This window comes from Desulfobacter sp., assembly GCA_028768545.1.
Lineage (GTDB): Bacteria > Desulfobacterota > Desulfobacteria > Desulfobacterales > Desulfobacteraceae > Desulfobacter.
Window position 1 is genome coordinate 341,668 of sequence record CP054838.1, and the last position, 15,980, is coordinate 357,647.

At 51.7% G+C, this 15,980-nt stretch carries 18 protein-coding genes and 1 riboswitch; of the genes, 14 read left to right on the plus strand and 4 right to left on the minus strand.

Annotated elements, in window-relative coordinates; genetic code table 11:
* The first annotated feature begins 12 nt into the window (after positions 1-12).
* A riboswitch (TPP riboswitch) is annotated at positions 13-124 on the plus strand.
* 42 nt (positions 125-166) lie between these two features.
* From HUN05_01570 to thiD, 6 genes are read left to right on the plus strand one after another with little or no spacing between them, the layout of a single operon-like run.
* Positions 167-922 (plus strand): ABC transporter ATP-binding protein, encoded by a 756-nt coding sequence (locus tag HUN05_01570; protein WDP84008.1) that lies wholly within the window; start codon positions 167-169, stop codon positions 920-922.
* The gene (locus HUN05_01575) at positions 909-1,649 is read left to right on the plus strand and encodes an ABC transporter permease (GenBank protein WDP84009.1); all 741 of its coding nucleotides are present in this window, start codon (positions 909-911) and stop codon (positions 1,647-1,649) included. The genes HUN05_01570 and HUN05_01575 overlap by 14 nt, the downstream gene beginning before the upstream one ends.
* A gap of 58 nt (positions 1,650-1,707) precedes the next feature.
* Positions 1,708-2,643, plus strand: a complete 936-nt coding sequence (locus HUN05_01580) for an ABC transporter substrate-binding protein (GenBank protein ID WDP84010.1) — start codon at positions 1,708-1,710, stop codon at positions 2,641-2,643.
* Between the two features lie 54 nt (positions 2,644-2,697).
* Positions 2,698-3,495, plus strand: a complete 798-nt coding sequence (thiM, locus tag HUN05_01585) for a hydroxyethylthiazole kinase (GenBank protein WDP84011.1) — start codon at positions 2,698-2,700, stop codon at positions 3,493-3,495.
* 11 nt (positions 3,496-3,506) lie between these two features.
* Positions 3,507-4,136 carry a thiamine phosphate synthase gene (gene thiE / locus HUN05_01590; protein ID WDP84012.1) on the plus strand — a complete coding sequence of 210 codons (630 nt, stop codon included), beginning with the start codon at positions 3,507-3,509 and terminating at the stop codon, positions 4,134-4,136.
* 14 nt (positions 4,137-4,150) lie between these two features.
* Entirely contained in the window at positions 4,151-4,960 is an 810-nt protein-coding gene (gene thiD, locus HUN05_01595) for a bifunctional hydroxymethylpyrimidine kinase/phosphomethylpyrimidine kinase (GenBank protein ID WDP84013.1), read from the plus strand.
* A 37-nt stretch (positions 4,961-4,997) separates the two neighbouring features.
* Here thiD and HUN05_01600 read toward each other — a convergent pair whose 3' ends face one another.
* Positions 4,998-6,881 carry a U32 family peptidase gene (locus HUN05_01600; protein WDP84014.1) on the minus strand — a complete coding sequence of 628 codons (1,884 nt, stop codon included), beginning with the start codon at positions 6,879-6,881 and terminating at the stop codon, positions 4,998-5,000.
* A gap of 101 nt (positions 6,882-6,982) precedes the next feature.
* On the opposite strand from HUN05_01600, the gene HUN05_01605 reads away from it, so the two are divergent.
* The gene (locus tag HUN05_01605; GenBank protein ID WDP84015.1) at positions 6,983-7,438 is read left to right on the plus strand and encodes a gamma-glutamyl-gamma-aminobutyrate hydrolase family protein; all 456 of its coding nucleotides are present in this window, start codon (positions 6,983-6,985) and stop codon (positions 7,436-7,438) included.
* Positions 7,399-7,692 carry a gamma-glutamyl-gamma-aminobutyrate hydrolase family protein gene (locus HUN05_01610; GenBank protein ID WDP84016.1) on the plus strand — a complete coding sequence of 98 codons (294 nt, stop codon included), beginning with the start codon at positions 7,399-7,401 and terminating at the stop codon, positions 7,690-7,692. Before HUN05_01605 ends, HUN05_01610 begins: the two co-directional genes overlap by 40 nt.
* Before the next feature lie 6 nt (positions 7,693-7,698).
* Here the strand turns inward: HUN05_01610 and HUN05_01615 are convergent, their stop codons facing one another.
* A complete protein-coding gene (locus tag HUN05_01615) occupies positions 7,699-8,313 on the minus strand; it encodes a hypothetical protein (GenBank protein WDP84017.1) in 615 nt (204 codons plus the stop codon).
* A gap of 150 nt (positions 8,314-8,463) precedes the next feature.
* Here HUN05_01615 and HUN05_01620 point away from each other — a divergent pair, with 150 nt between their 5' ends.
* The gene (locus HUN05_01620) at positions 8,464-9,153 is read left to right on the plus strand and encodes a response regulator (protein ID WDP84018.1); all 690 of its coding nucleotides are present in this window, start codon (positions 8,464-8,466) and stop codon (positions 9,151-9,153) included.
* Positions 9,153-10,502: a HAMP domain-containing histidine kinase gene (locus tag HUN05_01625; protein ID WDP84019.1), complete on the plus strand. Its 1,350-nt coding sequence runs from the start codon at positions 9,153-9,155 to the stop codon at positions 10,500-10,502. The genes HUN05_01620 and HUN05_01625 overlap by 1 nt, the downstream gene beginning before the upstream one ends.
* Before the next feature lie 66 nt (positions 10,503-10,568).
* Here HUN05_01625 and asd read toward each other — a convergent pair whose 3' ends face one another.
* Both asd and HUN05_01635 read right to left on the minus strand, forming a co-directional pair.
* Entirely contained in the window at positions 10,569-11,675 is a 1,107-nt protein-coding gene (gene asd, locus HUN05_01630; protein ID WDP84020.1) for an aspartate-semialdehyde dehydrogenase, read from the minus strand.
* A gap of 47 nt (positions 11,676-11,722) precedes the next feature.
* Positions 11,723-11,863 carry a hypothetical protein gene (locus HUN05_01635; GenBank protein WDP84021.1) on the minus strand — a complete coding sequence of 47 codons (141 nt, stop codon included), beginning with the start codon at positions 11,861-11,863 and terminating at the stop codon, positions 11,723-11,725.
* Between the two features lie 227 nt (positions 11,864-12,090).
* Here HUN05_01635 and HUN05_01640 point away from each other — a divergent pair, with 227 nt between their 5' ends.
* The 4 genes from HUN05_01640 to HUN05_01655 all read left to right on the plus strand — a co-directional run bounded on the left by HUN05_01640 (position 12,091) and on the right by HUN05_01655 (position 15,978).
* On the plus strand, positions 12,091-13,398 hold the full coding sequence (locus HUN05_01640; GenBank protein ID WDP84022.1) for a hypothetical protein: 1,308 nt from the start codon (positions 12,091-12,093) through the stop codon (positions 13,396-13,398).
* A 69-nt stretch (positions 13,399-13,467) separates the two neighbouring features.
* The gene (locus tag HUN05_01645; protein ID WDP84023.1) at positions 13,468-14,952 is read left to right on the plus strand and encodes a hypothetical protein; all 1,485 of its coding nucleotides are present in this window, start codon (positions 13,468-13,470) and stop codon (positions 14,950-14,952) included.
* Positions 14,949-15,107, plus strand: coding sequence for a hypothetical protein (locus HUN05_01650; protein WDP84024.1), 159 nt, complete (start codon positions 14,949-14,951; stop codon positions 15,105-15,107). Before HUN05_01645 ends, HUN05_01650 begins: the two co-directional genes overlap by 4 nt.
* A 202-nt stretch (positions 15,108-15,309) precedes the next feature.
* The gene (locus tag HUN05_01655) at positions 15,310-15,978 is read left to right on the plus strand and encodes a hypothetical protein (protein ID WDP84025.1); all 669 of its coding nucleotides are present in this window, start codon (positions 15,310-15,312) and stop codon (positions 15,976-15,978) included.
* The last annotated feature ends 2 nt before the right edge of the window (positions 15,979-15,980 follow it).

Here is a 15,980-nt window from a genome sequence, read left to right on the forward strand (position 1 = left end):
ATTGCAGCGTCAATAAAAGGCTGGGGGAGTTGATAAAAATCGGCTGAGAGGAAACAGACCCTTGTTTCGACCCCTGGAACCTGATCCAGATCATTCTGGCGAAGGAAAGCCCTTTCCCCTCCGGACCTTTGTCTGAGCGCATAACATCTTATTGAGGGGCAAGACCATGCTTGAGGTCACGGGCGCAGGCAAATCCTTTGACAACCAGACCATATTCAAGGCCTTTAATCTCACGGTTCAGCCGGGACAATTCACGGTCCTGGTCGGCCCCTCCGGCTGCGGGAAATCCACCCTGTTCAACGGGCTTACCGGAATCACCGCCCTGGACCGGGGAACGATTTTCTGGAAGGGCCGCCCCCTTGACCATGTTCAGAACCATGCCGCCTATATACAGCAAAAAGACCTGCTGTTACCCTGGTTTACCCTTCTGGACAACAGTCTGCTGCCTGCCAGAACCCGAAAAACCCGATCTTTTGACATCAAAAAAGACAAGGCCCTGGCCAAGACATTATTTGAACGCCTGGGGCTTAAGGGGTATGAAAACCACTACCCAAACCAGGTTTCAGGCGGGATGCGCCAGCGGTGTGCCCTGGTCAGGACCTTGATTTTCAGGCGGGAACTCATCCTTTTGGACGAACCCTTGTCCGCTCTGGACGCCATTACCCGCCAGGGCCTGCAGACCCTTTTGCTCATGCTCCAATCCGAGTTCAGCAAAACCATTCTCATGATCACCCATGATATAGAAGAGGCCCTGGTCCTCGGGGATGAAATCTGTCTTTTAGGGCCGCGGCCCATGTCCATTGTTGAACGTTTTGTGCCCAGACTGCCCAAGCCCAGAGCCTTTGATCATCCGGACCTCATCGCGGCCAAAGCCCATATGATGACCCGGCTCCAGGAGGATATTGACCATGTCAAAGGCTAATCTCATTGCCCTTTGTCTGTGCCTAGGTCTTTTAGGCCTCTGGGAGGCATGGGCCAGGATGACCGGGATTCCCGTCTTTATCCTGCCCCTGCCCTCTGAAATTGTTTCAACGGCCCTGACCCGGGCGCCTATGATTCTGCCCCATGCCCTGACCACGCTCATGGAAATTCTTCTGGGCATTGGACTGGCATTGATCACAGCCGTGCCCCTGGCCATTCTCATGTTTGCCAATCCCGGCTTTGAAAAGGGGCTGGCCCCATTTTTAGTGGCGTCCCAGGCCGTGCCCGTCTTTGCCCTGGCGCCTTTGCTTGTGGTCTGGCTGGGATACGGCATAGCCTCCAAGGTCTTCATGGCCTGGATCATTATTTTTTTCCCCATCACCATCAGTCTGCTCTCCGGGTTAAAAAGCTGTGATCCTGAATTCAGAATGCTGTTCAGGCTCATGGGGGCCTCTTTTGGTCAGAAACTGCGCCTGCTTTACTGGCCCTGGGCCCTGCCCCAGTTTTTTTCAGGACTGAAAATGGGGGTGACCGTGGCCACCATCGGGGCGGTGATCGGAGAGTGGGTGGGGGCCCAGCAGGGCCTTGGATATCTCATGATCCAATCCAATGCACGGCTCCAGACCGATCTTGTCTTTGCCGCCATTCTTTGGCTCACCGCCATGGGCTTAGGGCTTTGGATCCTGGTGGGCGCTGCTGAAAAACGATGGGTTAAATGGAAAAATTAAAAAACGGGATACCCTAAATTTACCCTCTATCCCAACTTACAAACATAAGGATATAAAGATGAAAAAAAATTGTATTTTGCTGCTGCTGGCGATGATCCTCCTTGTACCTGTTTCTGGAATGGCTGCTGAAAAACTCAAACTCATGCTGGACTGGTTTCCCAATGTGGATCATCTGCCCATCTACCTTGCCCGGGATGCAGGATATTTTGCAGACCAGGGCGTTGAGGTGGAGATTATCACTCCCTCTGAGACCTCGGATGCCCTGAAGCTGGCAGCCTCCGGCAACGTGGACCTGGCCGTCTCCTACCAGCCCCAGACCATTATTGCGGCCGGCCAGGGCCTGGACCTGAGGGCGGTGACCCCTTTGGTGGTTCATCCCCTGACCACCCTGCTCTTTCTGGACCCATCCATAAAGATCCCCTCGGACCTGTCCGGAAAAAAGATCGGATATACGGTGCCCGGGCTCATGGATGTCCTGCTCAAGGCCTTTGCCGATATTAACGGGATAAAAGAATTCACACCGGTGAATGTGGGCTTTACCATTCTGCCCGCCCTGGTTTCCAAAAAAGTGGCGGCTGTTATGGGCCCGTTTAAGACCTATGAAACCGTGGGTATGGAAAAACACGGGTACGAGGCCCGATTCTTTGAGTTGGAAAAATACGGAATCCCAGACTATGAAGAGCTGATCTTTGTGGCAGGTGCCAAGGTTTTGGCCCAAAAAGAAGAGGCCATCCACGGGTTTGTCAAAGCCATCCGCATGGCCATGGCCCAAATCCAGACAGATCCAAAGATGGCCATGGGTATTTATCTGGCAGCGGTTCCCCAGGCGGATACGACCGTTGAAACCGCGGCCTTTGAACTGACCCGGCCCTATTTTGCAGGACAAAAGGAACACGACCCTGAAAAATGGCAGGCCTTTGCCGACTTTACTCTGAAATACGGATTGATCAAGGCAAGGGTGGATACGGCCCGGCTCATCCATACCTGGAAATAAGATATACATTTAAGGATAAAAAACACCATACAACGCTAAGGTTAGGAAAAAAACATGCAATTAAATCCAGCTGAAATTTATAAAGACATCTGGTCCATTCGGCAAAAAAGCCCCCTGGTCCACAACATCACAAATTACGTGGTCATGAACAATACGGCCAATGCACTATTAGCCCTGGGCGCCTCACCGGTCATGGCCCATGCCGAGGACGAGGTGGAGGATATGGTCAGTATTGCAGGCGCCCTGGTCATCAACATCGGCACCCTGAGTCCTGAATGGGTGCGGTCCATGGTCAAGGCGGCCAAAAAAGCCAAGGAAAACGCCACCCCCATTGTCCTGGATCCCGTGGGGGTCGGGGCCACACCCTATCGGACAGATACGGCAAGAGATCTTGTAAAAGAGGCCCCCCCTGAAATCATCCGGGGTAACGGATCTGAAATCATGGCCCTGAGCCAGGCCGGGGTTACCACACGAGGCGTGGACTCCACCTCAGGGGCGGACCAGGCCATTGAATCGGCCAAAAATCTCAACACGGTCTTTAAATCCGTGATCTGTGTCACCGGAAAGACTGATTATATCCTGGCCAAGGATTTTCTGGCAACCATAGACAACGGACATGAGATCATGCCCAGGGTCACAGGACTTGGATGCACGGCCACCGCCCTCTGCGGTGCCTTTGCCGCAGTCAATCTTGATTATAAAAAAGCCGCGGCCCATGCCATGGCCGTCATGGGTATTGCAGGGGAAATGGCAGCAGAAAATGCAAAAGGGCCGGGCAGTTTCCAGGTCGCGTTTATCGATGCCCTCTACCAGATCTCTGAAAATGATATTCAAACCCGGTTAAGGGGTTGAGGAGAATCACCATGAAAAAAAACGCCCGATTCCAGGGGGTTTATCTGGTGACCGGGGATTGTCTTTACCACAATCTTGAGACCGTGGTGGCAGATGCGGCCAAAGCCGGTGTCTGTGCGGTTCAGCTCAGGGAAAAAAATGCAGACACCCGGACATTTCTGGACAAGGCCCTGGCCCTGAAAGCTTTACTCAAAGCGTATTCCATCCCTTTGATCATCAATGACAGGGTGGACATTGCCCTGGCAGCCAAGGCGGACGGGGTCCATATCGGACAAAACGACATGCCCTACTCAAAAGCCAGAACGCTTTTAGGCCCCGACGCCATCATCGGTCTCTCGGTTGAAACCTGGGAAGATGTTGAGGCTGCTCAACCCATGGACCTTTCTTATATCGGGGTCAGCCCTGTTTTTTCAACCCCCACCAAAACAGACACCAAATCCCCCTGGGGGCTTGAGGGGCTGGCACGAATCCAAGGATTTTCCCGCCACACCATCGTGGCCATCGGCGGTTTAAACCAGACCAATGCAGAGGCGGCGGCAGGGGCAGGGGCTGACGCCATTGCCGTGGTTTCTGCCGTCTGCGGGGCAAAAGCGCCCTTTGATGCCGTCCAGAGGCTCAACATGGAATTTCAAAAGAAATAAAAAGGAGACAAAAGATGAGTTCATATTTTTGCGCATTGACCATTGCAGGATCCGACTCCGGCGGAGGAGCGGGTATCCAGGCCGACCTCAAGACCTTTTCCGCCCTGGGCGTTTTCGGTATGTCCGCCATTACCGCCCTGACCGCCCAGAACACCCGGGTGGTCACGGGTATTTTTCCTGCCCCCCCGGAATTCATCGGCAGGCAGATTGATGCGGTCATGGAAGATATCGGCACCCATGCCGTAAAAATCGGGATGCTCCACTCTCCCGAGGTGATCGAAACCGTGGCAGCCAAACTTGAGCAATGGGGCTGTTCCAATGTGGTCCTGGATCCGGTGATGATTTCCAAAAGCGGGGATACGCTTTTACGCGAGGATGCTGTTGCCGCTTTAAAAGAGAGACTTTTGCCCCTGGCCACGATCGTCACCCCGAACCTGCCCGAAGCCTCGGTGCTCTTAGGCCAGAATATTGAGACCGCCAAAGAGATGCCTTTTGCAGCAAAAGCCCTGGCAGATCTCGGAGCCGCCAATGTTCTGGTCAAAGGGGGACATCTTCAGGGAGAAACCAGCCATGACCTTTTTTTTGACGCGGCAAACAATGCCATGACCCCCCTGAAAGGCCCCCGCATAGAGACAGCCAATTCCCACGGCACCGGGTGTACCCTTTCCTCTGCCATTGCCGCAGGCCTTGCCAAGGACCTCGATCTTGTCACCGCTGTTGAACAGGCCAAAACCTATATTACAGGTGCCTTAAAGGCCGGGGCCTCTTATACCACGGGAAGGGGCCACGGCCCGGTTCACCATTTTTATAATCTGTGGAAATAAATTTGCAAAATCATGGCCGCACAATAGTATCCAGGGCTTATTTTGAATCATCCATCTTTAAAATCTGCATTTCGCAGCAATCGCAGTTAAAGATGACCCTGAATCTGGCCTTTTTATTTTCCAGAATCATGGGAGGGGGCAACTCTATTTTCTGATTTTTCTTCTTTCCCGCACAAAGCCCCAGACCGTATCTGATACAATGTTTTGTGGTCATAACAGGGGCCAAAGGCCCGGGCAGGGAAAGTTCAAAGGCAGGCGCCAGAGTGGTGACCCCCCGTTTTTTGTAAAATTTTTCAGCAAGATGGTTGGCCACATTGGCCCTGAAATCCAGATCGGTTGAACCATAAAAAACCGACTCAGGCCGGACAGGGGCCTGAACCGGCGCATAGGCGTTGGCCCGCATCTCTTCCATGGCCAGGACAAGGTTGCGCCTGAGCAGGTTCAAATCCTTTGCCCGGAGAAAATAAGGCTCAGACTGGATTTCAAGACGGTTCATAAAAAAGATACTGGACCCCAGTTTTCCCAGCTGCTTTTGTATCACCTCCATGGCCCGGGCAGGATCCCGGGCAGGCTGTTTATCAATCTCGAGCAGTATTCTTGTTTGAATATTGTCCTGGTCCCGGGCATCGATTCCAACCCCCTGATCGGTTTCAAAAAAAACCATATCCAGAGGAATCCGCCGTTCTGACGTCCTGCCGGCCATCTGTTTTAAAAAGGCCTGGTCATGGTTGCGAAACAAAACAGCCCCGGGAAAAAGCCCTGTTTTCTTGGTTGAGGTTCTGCCCGGCAAAATCAAGCGGCCCTCGTTGTCCACCCGGTTGACATGGAATCCTGAAAGCTGCCCCTGTTTATCCAAAAAACATATCCCGTCGCCATTTTGCAGGTCATGGTCCCGGACAAGGCTTACCCATTCAGGGGTAATTTTTTTAACGGTTCCGATTTTTTCTCCCATTGATTTAGGGGTATTAAAGGAATGAACCGGATGGCGGGACTTGAACAAATAATAATCCGTCTCTTTACGGTTAAAGGTTTTAACCGGGTCAGGGGTAAAAAAAAGCCGGGTTTCTCCCGAAGAGGCTTGGGTGAAACGAGCATCCTCCCCAAGAAGCTGATCCAGGCGGTTACGGTAAAATCCAACAATATTCTTCACATAGTTTATATTCTTGAGCCGGCCTTCGATTTTAAACGAGGTAATGCCGGCCCCTGCCAGGGCTGCCAGGTGATCCCCCCGGTTCATATCTTTGAGAGAGAGCAAATATTTATTTTCAGCCAGAACCCTGCCCTGGTCTGAACGAAGATTCCAGGGCAGACGGCAGGGCTGGCCGCATTCCCCCCGGTTGGCGCTCCTGTTGCCGATGGCAGCGCTCATATAGCATTGGCCCGAATATGACACACAAAGCGCGCCATGGACAAAGGTTTCCAGATCTATCCGCGTATTCCTGCGAATTTTCTCAATGGCGCCAATCCCCAGTTCCCTGGCCAGAATCACCCGGGAAAACCCGCTTTGCTCCAAAAATTTCACCTTTTCAGGGGTTCTGTTATCGGTCTGGGTACTGGCAAATAAGGGGATGGGCGGCAGGTCCATTTCCAGCAGCCCCATGTCCTGGATGATCAGGGCGTCCACCCCTGAATTCCAGGCCTGATCAATTAACGTCCGGGCCAATGCCAGCTCATGGTCAAAAAGAAGGGTATTCAAGGCCAGATAGACCCTGGCAAAATATTTATGGGCATGGGCGCACAGGGCCTCAATATCAGCCATGGTGTTTCCGGCGGCTGCCCTTGCCCCGAATTGATTTGCCCCAATATATACGGCATCCGCCCCGTGGTTGATCGCTTCTTTGCCCAGTTCCAGATTCTTTGCCGGGGCCAGCAGCTCCAGAGGGTGGGGGGGATGACTTCCCCCTGTGTTTAGAGTATTCATTTATCAAACATGACTCAGATTAAGGATTTGTCAACTCCTTGTCCATCTGCCGGCGCTTTGGTATAATGTTTAAATTTGCACCTATTGTTAAGGATAACCCATTGGCCCCTTTTATTGCCATTGTCGCACATATCGATAAAAACCGCTCCAATATGCCGGCCGTCAGTATTCCAATCACCTATATCCATGCCATTGAACAGGCCGGGGGGATTCCCTATATCCTGCCCTTTACCCGGGATCTTTCCCTAATTCAGGAAATGGCCATGCCGGCCAGGGGATTTTTATTTCCCGGTAGATTTGACCTGGACCCGGCCTATTTTAATGAAGCGCCCATTTCCGAACTTGGAAGAGTGGACCGGGACCTTGATGAATTCCAGCTGGCGGTTCTAAATATTGCCATGGAAAAAAGGCTCCGGTACTGGGTATATGCCGGGGGGCCCAGGTCATTAATGTGGGCCTGGGCGGCAGCCTGTTCCAGGATATTCCCACCCAGTTCACCCGACCGGTGCTGGGCCATATGCAGCAAAAAATTCATTTCGGCACTGACCATCCCATAGACATTTTACCCCATACCCGACTCTATGAAATGTTCGGGCCAAGGCTCAATGTCAATTCCAGGCACCACCAGTCCATAAAGGCGCTTGGAAAAGGCCTGAAAATCTGTGCAAAGTCTCCGGACGGGGTCATTGAGGCGGCCGAGCATACCTGCCTTCCCATTGACCTGATTCAATGGCACCCGGAATTGATGATGATGGCAAGCCAGGTCATGGCCCCTTTATTTGATTCTTTTATCAGCCAATCTGCTCTTTAAAATTGTCTAGGCAATGGAAAGAACAGGTTCGGACCGAGCGTCAGCCAGAACAGGTTCGGGAAAAATCAAGTCTGCCAGCCACCCGGTTTCCATGAGGGGCCAGATTTTATTTTCCGCCCAGTCTGTCACCTCCGCCCCAAGACAGGCAGATGAACGGTCAAAACTCTGCACATCCAGGGGATGCATCCTGGAAAGGCCTTTAAACACAGGGTCTTGGACCCCGAGTTTTGGGGCATGGGACAAGAGAAAGAACAGGGCCACGGGCATGGCTGCCAAGTCATCCAGATGACTGCGGATAAAGGAAAATGCCTTTTTCGTGCTTCCGGTTCGGTCCGGTGCAATACCGATGAACACCCCGTCATAGCCGGCAAGGTCCCTTAAGGGGTCGGATCGATCCACAATCTTGCACACCGTGGTCATGGCATTTTTCCGGTCAAATCCATGGGCCATGGTTTTGACCGTCTCTGACAAGACATGGCCGGCGCCTGCACAGGCCACGAGCACACACCTCTTTTCAGGGAGAGGAACTATCTTGTCCAAAGCGTTTCCGCTATCTTTTCCCGAATCAATACTACGAGATAAAAACAGGGGAATCATTCCTGATGCATTCACATTTTCCATCGGCTGCCATCCTTGAGTTTTATTAAATCCTTGGATTACTAACCCTTTTTGACAATAGCCCCAGGCTAAGGGGAAAATATAAAAATTTGTTTATCGTCTTGTAAAACTTTGTAAATCAATAGTAATAAAGAGAACAAAGGGAAAAGAGCCATGACCCAGACACTTTTGATCATAGACGATGATATCAAGCTCATAGAGTTGCTTTTTGAATATTTTGGAGAAAACGGATTCCAGGTATCTGCCCTGGGGGAAGGGACCCAGGCCATAAAAACCATACGGGAAACAGCCCCGGATCTCATTATCCTGGATATTATGCTGCCCGGCAAGGACGGACTGACCGTTCTCAAAGAGATCAGAACTCAATTTTCAACCCCTGTCATCATGCTCACAGCCAAGGGGGATGACACCGATCGGATCGTTGGCCTGGAGCTGGGGGCGGATGACTACCTGCCCAAGCCCTTTAATCCCAGAGAACTTCTGGCCAGAATCCGGGCCATCTTAAGACGGCAGGACAGAACAGAGCCTATTGGGGAAGAAAGATTGATCCGCTCCGGGGATATGGTACTGAACCGGGCCGCCAGATCTTTGACCCTCCAGGACCGGGCAGTTGAATTATCCACCACCGAGTTCAATATCCTTGAAGTCCTCATGAAAAACCCCAATGCGGTGCTCAGCCGGGACCAGATTATGAACATGGCCCAGGGCAAGGATTTCATGGCCTTTGACCGAAGTGTGGATATCCATATTTCAAAGCTCCGGGCCAAGATAGAAAAAGATCCTGCAGCTCCCGCGCGCATCAAGACGGTATGGGGAACAGGGTATATGTTTGTGGACCTATAATGAAGATCAGGCGGCTGTATACCAAAATCCTGGTCTCCTTTCTCGGGCTGCTCCTGGTCACCATTGTCCTGATCCTGGTTTTATTTATTTTAACCGCGGGAAAATCTTACAAAGACCTGCTGGACCAGCAGACCTTTTCAAAACTCCAGATTGTCCGGTCAAGGGTTCAGGAAACCATTGACCTGCATCCGGACCAGCCTGTGACAAACAACCCGGATCTTCTCAAGCTGTTTAACACCTTTTCCTCCCTGTTTGAGGTAAAAATATGGATTACCGATCCCGGGGAAACCGTTTTATTCAAGACCTTTGAAGGTCAGACAGGCATGCCCGTGAAAGGGGTTCACCGCCAGGTGCACCACGAAAACGGAATCACCCTGTATCATTTTGTCCTCAAGTGGATCAAGTACTATGCCACCATTCCCATCCGGTCGGGCAAAGACGAACTCCGCCTTCACCTCTACTATGATACCCGGCACCCGGATCACCCCGAAGGTCTTTTTTTCATGGGTATTCTCATCATCGGAGGAGTGGTGGCCCTTTTGGTCGTTCCCATGGCCTCTTTGATTACCCTGAGGATCAACCGGCTCAACCGGTCAGCCATTGAATTTGCAGATGGGAATCTGGCCGTAAGGACCCACATCCAGGGGCACGATGAAATTGCCAAACTCGGGGATTCGTTCAACCACATGGCCGCCCGGCTGGAAACCCTGATTCACAATGCCAAAGAACTCACCGCCAATGTCTCCCACGAGCTGCGTTCACCCCTGGCCCGGCTGAGGGTGTCCAAGGAACTCATCCAGGACAAACTGGACCAGGACGGAGCCAGGGCAGATATCCAGAACCTGGATACCCTGGTAGAGGAAATGCTGGCCTTGTCCAAAATGAATTACCAGGAGTCTTCCCTGGCCAGGGAGACCTTCAGCTTTGCACAATTTTTGGACCAAGAAATTCTCTCCTACCAGCCCTTGTTACAGCAAAACAAGCTCACCCTGGACCTGGACGTACAAGGGGCAGTCGAGGTAAACCAGGATAAATCCGTTCTCAAATCCGTATTGTCCAACCTTTTAGACAATGCCGTCAAATACACGGATTCCGGAAAAACCATCCGTGTCCATGCCCGGCCCGGCAAGAAAAAAGGGCTCAAATTTTCGGTGACCACCCCGGGAAAGCCCCTGTCAAAAGAGGATCTTGATAAATTATTCAACCCTTTTTTCAGGGTCTCAGGCCAATTGGCACCCGGATCCGGCCTGGGCCTGACCATTGCCAAAAAACAGGTAAATCGCTGCCAGGGAAAAATCCAGGCCCAGAATACGGACCAGGGGCTTTGTCTGTCTGTGAGTCTGCCGTAAAAAAAGCCCTGACCATGGATCAGGGCTTTTGACGATCAAAAAAAATTCACCTTGCCCTAAACCGGGCTAAAGAATAATATTTAAAATTCTGCGTAAGGGTTCTGCCGCTCCCCAGAGCAATTGGTCTCCCACGGAAAAAGCCGTGAGAAAATCATCCCCAAGACTCATCTTCCTGACCCGTCCCACAGGCACGGTCAGGGTGCCGGTGACAGAGGCCGGAGTCAATTGGGCAATGCTGTCTTCCTTGGTATTGGGCACCAGCTTCACCCATCGGTTGTTGGCGGCCAGGGCCCCATTGATATCGTCTAAGGGGATATCCTTTTTCAGCTTAATGGTAAAGGCCTGGGAATGGCAGCGCATGGACCCGATGCGGACGCATTGGCCATCGATGGGAATGGGGGCGTCAGACCTGCCCAGGATCTTATTGGTTTCCACAAACCCCTTCCACTCCTCCCGGGTCTGACCGTTTTCCATGGCCCGGTCAATCCAGGGAATCAGGCTGGCACCCAGGGGAACCGCCCAGTTGTCCACGGGGAATTCTTTGGACCGGATGGTCCGGGTCACATTCCGGTCCAAATCCAGAATGGCTGAACCGGGATTGTCCAGAACCGGAGCGGCCTGGTCTCCAATGGCCCTCATCTGGGCCACGAGTTCTTCCATGTTTTTGGCGCCCGCTCCGGAGGCGGCCTGGTAGGTCATTGAGGTCACCCATTCAACAAAATCATTTTCAAAGAGCCCGCCAAGGGCCATGAGCATGAGGGAAACCGTGCAGTTGCCGCCGATATAATTTTTGATCCCCCTGGCAAGGCCCTCTTCGATCACACTAAGATTCACCGGATCCAGAACAATGATACTCTGATCATCCATTCTCAGGGTGGAGGCCGCATCAATCCAGTAGCCTTTCCAGCCTTTTTCCGCAAGCTTGGGGCGGATTGCTTCAGTATATGACCCGCCCTGGCAGGAAACCACAATATCCATCTCCATCAGGGTATCGATATCATGGGCATCAATGAGGGCCGGCACGTCTTTACCCACATCAGGTGCCTTTTGTCCGGCCTGGGAGGTGGTAAAGAAAACCGGGGTAAATTGTTCAAAATCATTTTCCGCCATCATTCTTTCCATAAGCACAGAACCTACCATGCCCCGCCAGCCGACCATTCCTACTTTTTTCATTTCCTTTCCTCCAGATCCAATGGAATACATTTGAGTTAAAACCTAATCTATACCTGTTTTTTTCTAAAGATTCCATAGGCCGGCAAAATAATTTCAGAACCAATGCAGATAAGATCCATGAACGGCCCGTGCCGCGGGAAAAATTCCATCTCTTCCAAATACGTTTTCTTCCTACCTATTTTATCCATAACCGGATCCCCCCGGAATCCATATGCAATCGTCCTGTAAACAATTTTCCCTCTTATCATGTTTTTTCCCTGTTACCCCAAAACATCATGGCGAAATAAAAGACTCATCTCATCGCCTAAAACCGACTAATCATTAACAGCACTTACCTGGCTTTATATAGTAAATTCGACCATCTAAAATTAACGATCCTTTAACCCTTGGCGTTTCAAGTGCAGGAGGTCTTCTCATGAAATTAAACAGATTGTTTTTAATTTTCCTGGTATTCATATGCTGTGTTTCAATTACGCCCTTAGCCCTGGCAGAAATGGAGGGGCAGTCTCCCATGGGAGAGTCCTCAGGCTCTGGCGCCTCCAATGATTTCATGAAAGAACTCATGGGCCTTCTCAGCGAAGGTATTGACGAATTTATCGGAAACTATAAAGGACGTCTCGGCGATATAAAACTATTAGATCGCCGGGGAAACAAAATTGTCCTTGAGGTGACCTATGATAATGTAAAACGCAGCGATAATGTCCATGTTCAAGGGGAAGTCAGGCAATTCGGCGAAAAACTTGAGGGATTTCAGAACACCCTTTCCGCTGTAACCGGACGCCACGGCAAGGCAAGGCTGACCATCGGCTGGAATTCGGCCGGGGAAGATGACGGGTGGGGAACCACGTCCTCCCAGGTCCAGTCAGACCAGATCCGGCTTTTCCTGATCAGGGGGACCAACCCGGACCGCCCCTTTGGAGAAATTATCTACGATCTGCCAAAGGTGTGGACAAATTCCAGTGACCCGGACCAGGAAACCATGACTGCCGGAAATGACTCGGCCCAGGAAAGCGACGGGATAGAGCTTGAAGAAGGCCAGGCCGTGGCAGACTCGGGCGGTGCGGCCAGTGCTCCTTCCCCTGGTTTTGTAAAACCGGGCATGGTTCTCAAACCCCATATCCCCCAGGCCGCCGGAACTGCAGCCGTGGCATCTGCCCAGCCAGCACCTCCCACAGCGGCCAGGACGGTGACCCAGGTCACGCCTGGGGCGACCATGGCCATGCCGGTCAAGACAGTCAAAACCTATGACCTGTATAAAAACGCACGATTTGCAAAGTGGAAAAGCAAGGCAGGCGCTCTGCCATATCCCGGAAAAACCAATGACAAGCGGGGCTTTGTCCGGCAGATACCCAAAGCGGCCTTGAGCACGGGCAACACCGCCATCAGCCTGCTTCAGACCCATCCCCAGTGGACGCCCGGAGGATGGATACAAGGAGTTTATCCTGCCATAATCCTGGGCCCCAACCTTCACTTTAAATCAGTGGTCGGCTTTCTCAAAGGGGCCAGCAGATCAGACGGGGCAACCTTTTTGGTCTCGGTCAAGACCGGCACCAAAACCCACAGACTGGCAAGCAAAAGGGTGAGAGTCAATACCTATGCGAGTATAGATGCTGATCTTTCCCGCTGGGCAGGCCAAAAAGTTCAGATCAGCATTCTGGTCCACACCGGAAAAACCAGTACCCAGGACTGGGCTGTATGGGTAAAACCCAGACTGACCCAATAAGCCAAGGATTTAATTTCTCACCATAAAATTAAAATACCCATAATTTTAGGACATTTTCTCCGGAGGCCTATGATGCGTTGTTTTATTTTTCTTTTGCTCTGTCATTCTCTTGTTCTGGCATCCCCCTGTTTCGGGGCAGATACCAGCCCCCAGCTCAACACCTTTAAACTGGCACAGCCCATCAAGGTCCGCCAGTTTAAGCCTGTAACCGCCGTCATGATCAAGCAGCCGCCAAAGCTCAACCTCAAATTGCGCCCCCTGGTCCCGCCGGCCCCTGTAAAACCCCAGGGACCGGATCCTAAGGCCTCTGTTGACCTGGCCGATATCATTGATGATGCCGCCCTTTTAGAGGATCTTTCCGTCACCTGCGGCTGGGACCCCCACCTCATCTTCCAGGACAAGGCAGCCGGCAATGTCTTTTATTATCTTCCCAAAGAATTTCGCCTGGTCCACAAGCAGGGCACAGGATACGGACTCAATGTCCAGTACAACCACCTTAAAAAAGATGAGGGGCCCTCGGTCATGCTGACCGCAGAACTTGCCGCCCCCCATCATCCAGGGGACATTGCCCTGCTCAAAAGTATATTAAAGCAGGCCTTTGACCTTAAGCCCGGTGACAAACTCATCTTAAAATCCATCTCCGGAATCGGGGCAACCGCAGATGTTCAGACCATGGCGGCAGGACTCTCCCTGACCCCGGAAAGAATCAATCTGACCCTGCCCTCCCACCTTAAAAAATCCTTCAGGCTGACCCTGCTTCTGGACCCGGATGAAACCGAAGAGGTTCTGGCCCAGATTAAAAGGGAAGGGCTTACCGGCAACCTCATGGTCATGGTGGGAGAAGCCTCTGTACCTGTTCCCATTTTACTCCAATACTTAAGTTTTACCGGAAAAAAAACAAACGGGTTTTTCCAATGGACCGAAAACCGCCCCCTTGGAGTGCTTAAAAATATCACCCCCTTTCCCATCACCCTTGAATCCATCAACGGGTACGCAGTCAAGGGAGGAAATCTCAAACGGATCTCCAAAACCCTCAAGCCCTCCACCCTTTCTCCGGGCAAAGAAAAATCATTTAAACTTCCCCCTGCATCCAAGGTCCTGGGTCCCAACATCATGATGGCCTGGCTGGGATCCTCTCTGGACACGGGATGTACGGACTGTATCAAAGGCATTGACCATGATGTTCGCAAGGGTGTGGGAACGGCAGCAGGCAGTCCCATTAAATTGGAGGCCATTCCTTCGGTATTTGAGGATCTTGAAATCTACAAAATTATTGTCCAGATCAAAAGCCCTTATTTTGCGGCAGAACCCGGTACCGTGGCCGTGAGGGAAACCCAGCTGACCCAGGAGGAAAACACCAGCCAGGAAATTGTCATTTACCAGCCCCAGGGAAAGGGGGAAGACCCCCTTTTATTCCGGTACAAAATCAAGCTGATCACCAATGAGGGCACTGCCATGGTCCAGGATCTCTGGACCGATGCCAGAACACTGAGCTGCTTTTTCGGATCAAGCCAGCTTGAACCCTTTATGGACACTGCCGGGACCCAGGAATGAAACGACTCGGTTTTATCCTCACCCTTGTTTTCACGGCAGCCCGTCTTTTTGCCTCTCCCAACCTGGATGATTTTTCAGACATTGAAGGGGTAAGAGTCTACAGGGACCATGCCAAATCAGCCCTTTTTTTCTCAGTCCCGGCCCGCCTGCCCTGAACATGGGCAAAGACAAAATCCCCAACCTATCCTTTGACCTTTTCAGATACCATGGCCGCAAGGAAACCTCCGATGCAGCAGAATTCAGGGCCAAGGGGATATTAAACATCGGCCTTCACAGGCAAAGGGATAACACCGCCTTAAAGAAAATAAAATCTGTCCTGAAAAAAAACATCCGATCAAATTTCCCAAGCTCAGGAGCATGCCGGTTGAACAGACAAAAGGCAGGCTGATCTTTGGAGAGACAGAACTCAACTGGTCCCAGCCCAGCCAATGGTCTGGGAAAAAAATCTCCCTTTCCCTGGCTCCAGATGTCAGTGAAATCCTCTGGAGCGCCATTGAAGCCGGCCAGACCCTCATGAGTGTGGAAATCACCCAGACCCTTTCAGGGGTAAGGCAGAATCCGGACAAAAAATGGGAAAAGGCAGGGGTCAGCATGGGCGCCACCCTGCCCATCACCCTTGATATGAAGGCCTACCCCTCTTTGTTCAGGCGAATTGATCTGGATGGAAGAATGGTCAGGGGCTATACCGGAATCGATGTTTTCTGCTTTGATTTCCTTGAACACCTGGATGACACCCTTTATTCCAAAGTAATAGACATTGCCATCCCCACCACAGGCAACCCGCTGGTGGAAACCATAACCTTTAATCAGGAATCCGACTATAGGGCAAGGGTGGAATTCAAGCTGGCCAAGGACCTGGACACGGCATATAAAATAAGAATCACACGGGTGTACATGGACGGCACCACCCAACAAGGCACCTGGGTCAAACGAAAAGGCGAAGCCATGCTCGATATCACCGACTACAGAGGAGATGACCATGGGCAGGATCTTGAAGATGAAAATGAGCAGAACACCAATGAATAAAG

What these genes read in the sequence shown, in the direction of transcription:
- HUN05_01570 (WDP84008.1), top strand. Translation starts at nt 167, where the DNA reads ATGCTTGAGGTCACGGGCGCAGGCAAATCCTTTGACAACCAGACCATA.
- HUN05_01575 (WDP84009.1), top strand. Translation starts at nt 909, where the DNA reads ATGTCAAAGGCTAATCTCATTGCCCTTTGTCTGTGCCTAGGTCTTTTA.
- HUN05_01580 (WDP84010.1), top strand. Translation starts at nt 1,708, where the DNA reads ATGAAAAAAAATTGTATTTTGCTGCTGCTGGCGATGATCCTCCTTGTA.
- thiM (WDP84011.1), top strand. Translation starts at nt 2,698, where the DNA reads ATGCAATTAAATCCAGCTGAAATTTATAAAGACATCTGGTCCATTCGG.
- thiE (WDP84012.1), top strand. Translation starts at nt 3,507, where the DNA reads ATGAAAAAAAACGCCCGATTCCAGGGGGTTTATCTGGTGACCGGGGAT.
- thiD (WDP84013.1), top strand. Translation starts at nt 4,151, where the DNA reads ATGAGTTCATATTTTTGCGCATTGACCATTGCAGGATCCGACTCCGGC.
- HUN05_01600 (WDP84014.1), bottom strand. Translation starts at nt 6,881, where the DNA reads ATGAATACTCTAAACACAGGGGGAAGTCATCCCCCCCACCCTCTGGAG.
- HUN05_01610 (WDP84016.1), top strand. Translation starts at nt 7,399, where the DNA reads ATGCAGCAAAAAATTCATTTCGGCACTGACCATCCCATAGACATTTTA.
- HUN05_01615 (WDP84017.1), bottom strand. Translation starts at nt 8,313, where the DNA reads ATGGAAAATGTGAATGCATCAGGAATGATTCCCCTGTTTTTATCTCGT.
- HUN05_01620 (WDP84018.1), top strand. Translation starts at nt 8,464, where the DNA reads ATGACCCAGACACTTTTGATCATAGACGATGATATCAAGCTCATAGAG.
- HUN05_01625 (WDP84019.1), top strand. Translation starts at nt 9,153, where the DNA reads ATGAAGATCAGGCGGCTGTATACCAAAATCCTGGTCTCCTTTCTCGGG.
- asd (WDP84020.1), bottom strand. Translation starts at nt 11,675, where the DNA reads ATGAAAAAAGTAGGAATGGTCGGCTGGCGGGGCATGGTAGGTTCTGTG.
- HUN05_01635 (WDP84021.1), bottom strand. Translation starts at nt 11,863, where the DNA reads ATGGATAAAATAGGTAGGAAGAAAACGTATTTGGAAGAGATGGAATTT.
- HUN05_01640 (WDP84022.1), top strand. Translation starts at nt 12,091, where the DNA reads ATGAAATTAAACAGATTGTTTTTAATTTTCCTGGTATTCATATGCTGT.
- HUN05_01645 (WDP84023.1), top strand. Translation starts at nt 13,468, where the DNA reads ATGATGCGTTGTTTTATTTTTCTTTTGCTCTGTCATTCTCTTGTTCTG.
- HUN05_01650 (WDP84024.1), top strand. Translation starts at nt 14,949, where the DNA reads ATGAAACGACTCGGTTTTATCCTCACCCTTGTTTTCACGGCAGCCCGT.
- HUN05_01655 (WDP84025.1), top strand. Translation starts at nt 15,310, where the DNA reads ATGCCGGTTGAACAGACAAAAGGCAGGCTGATCTTTGGAGAGACAGAA.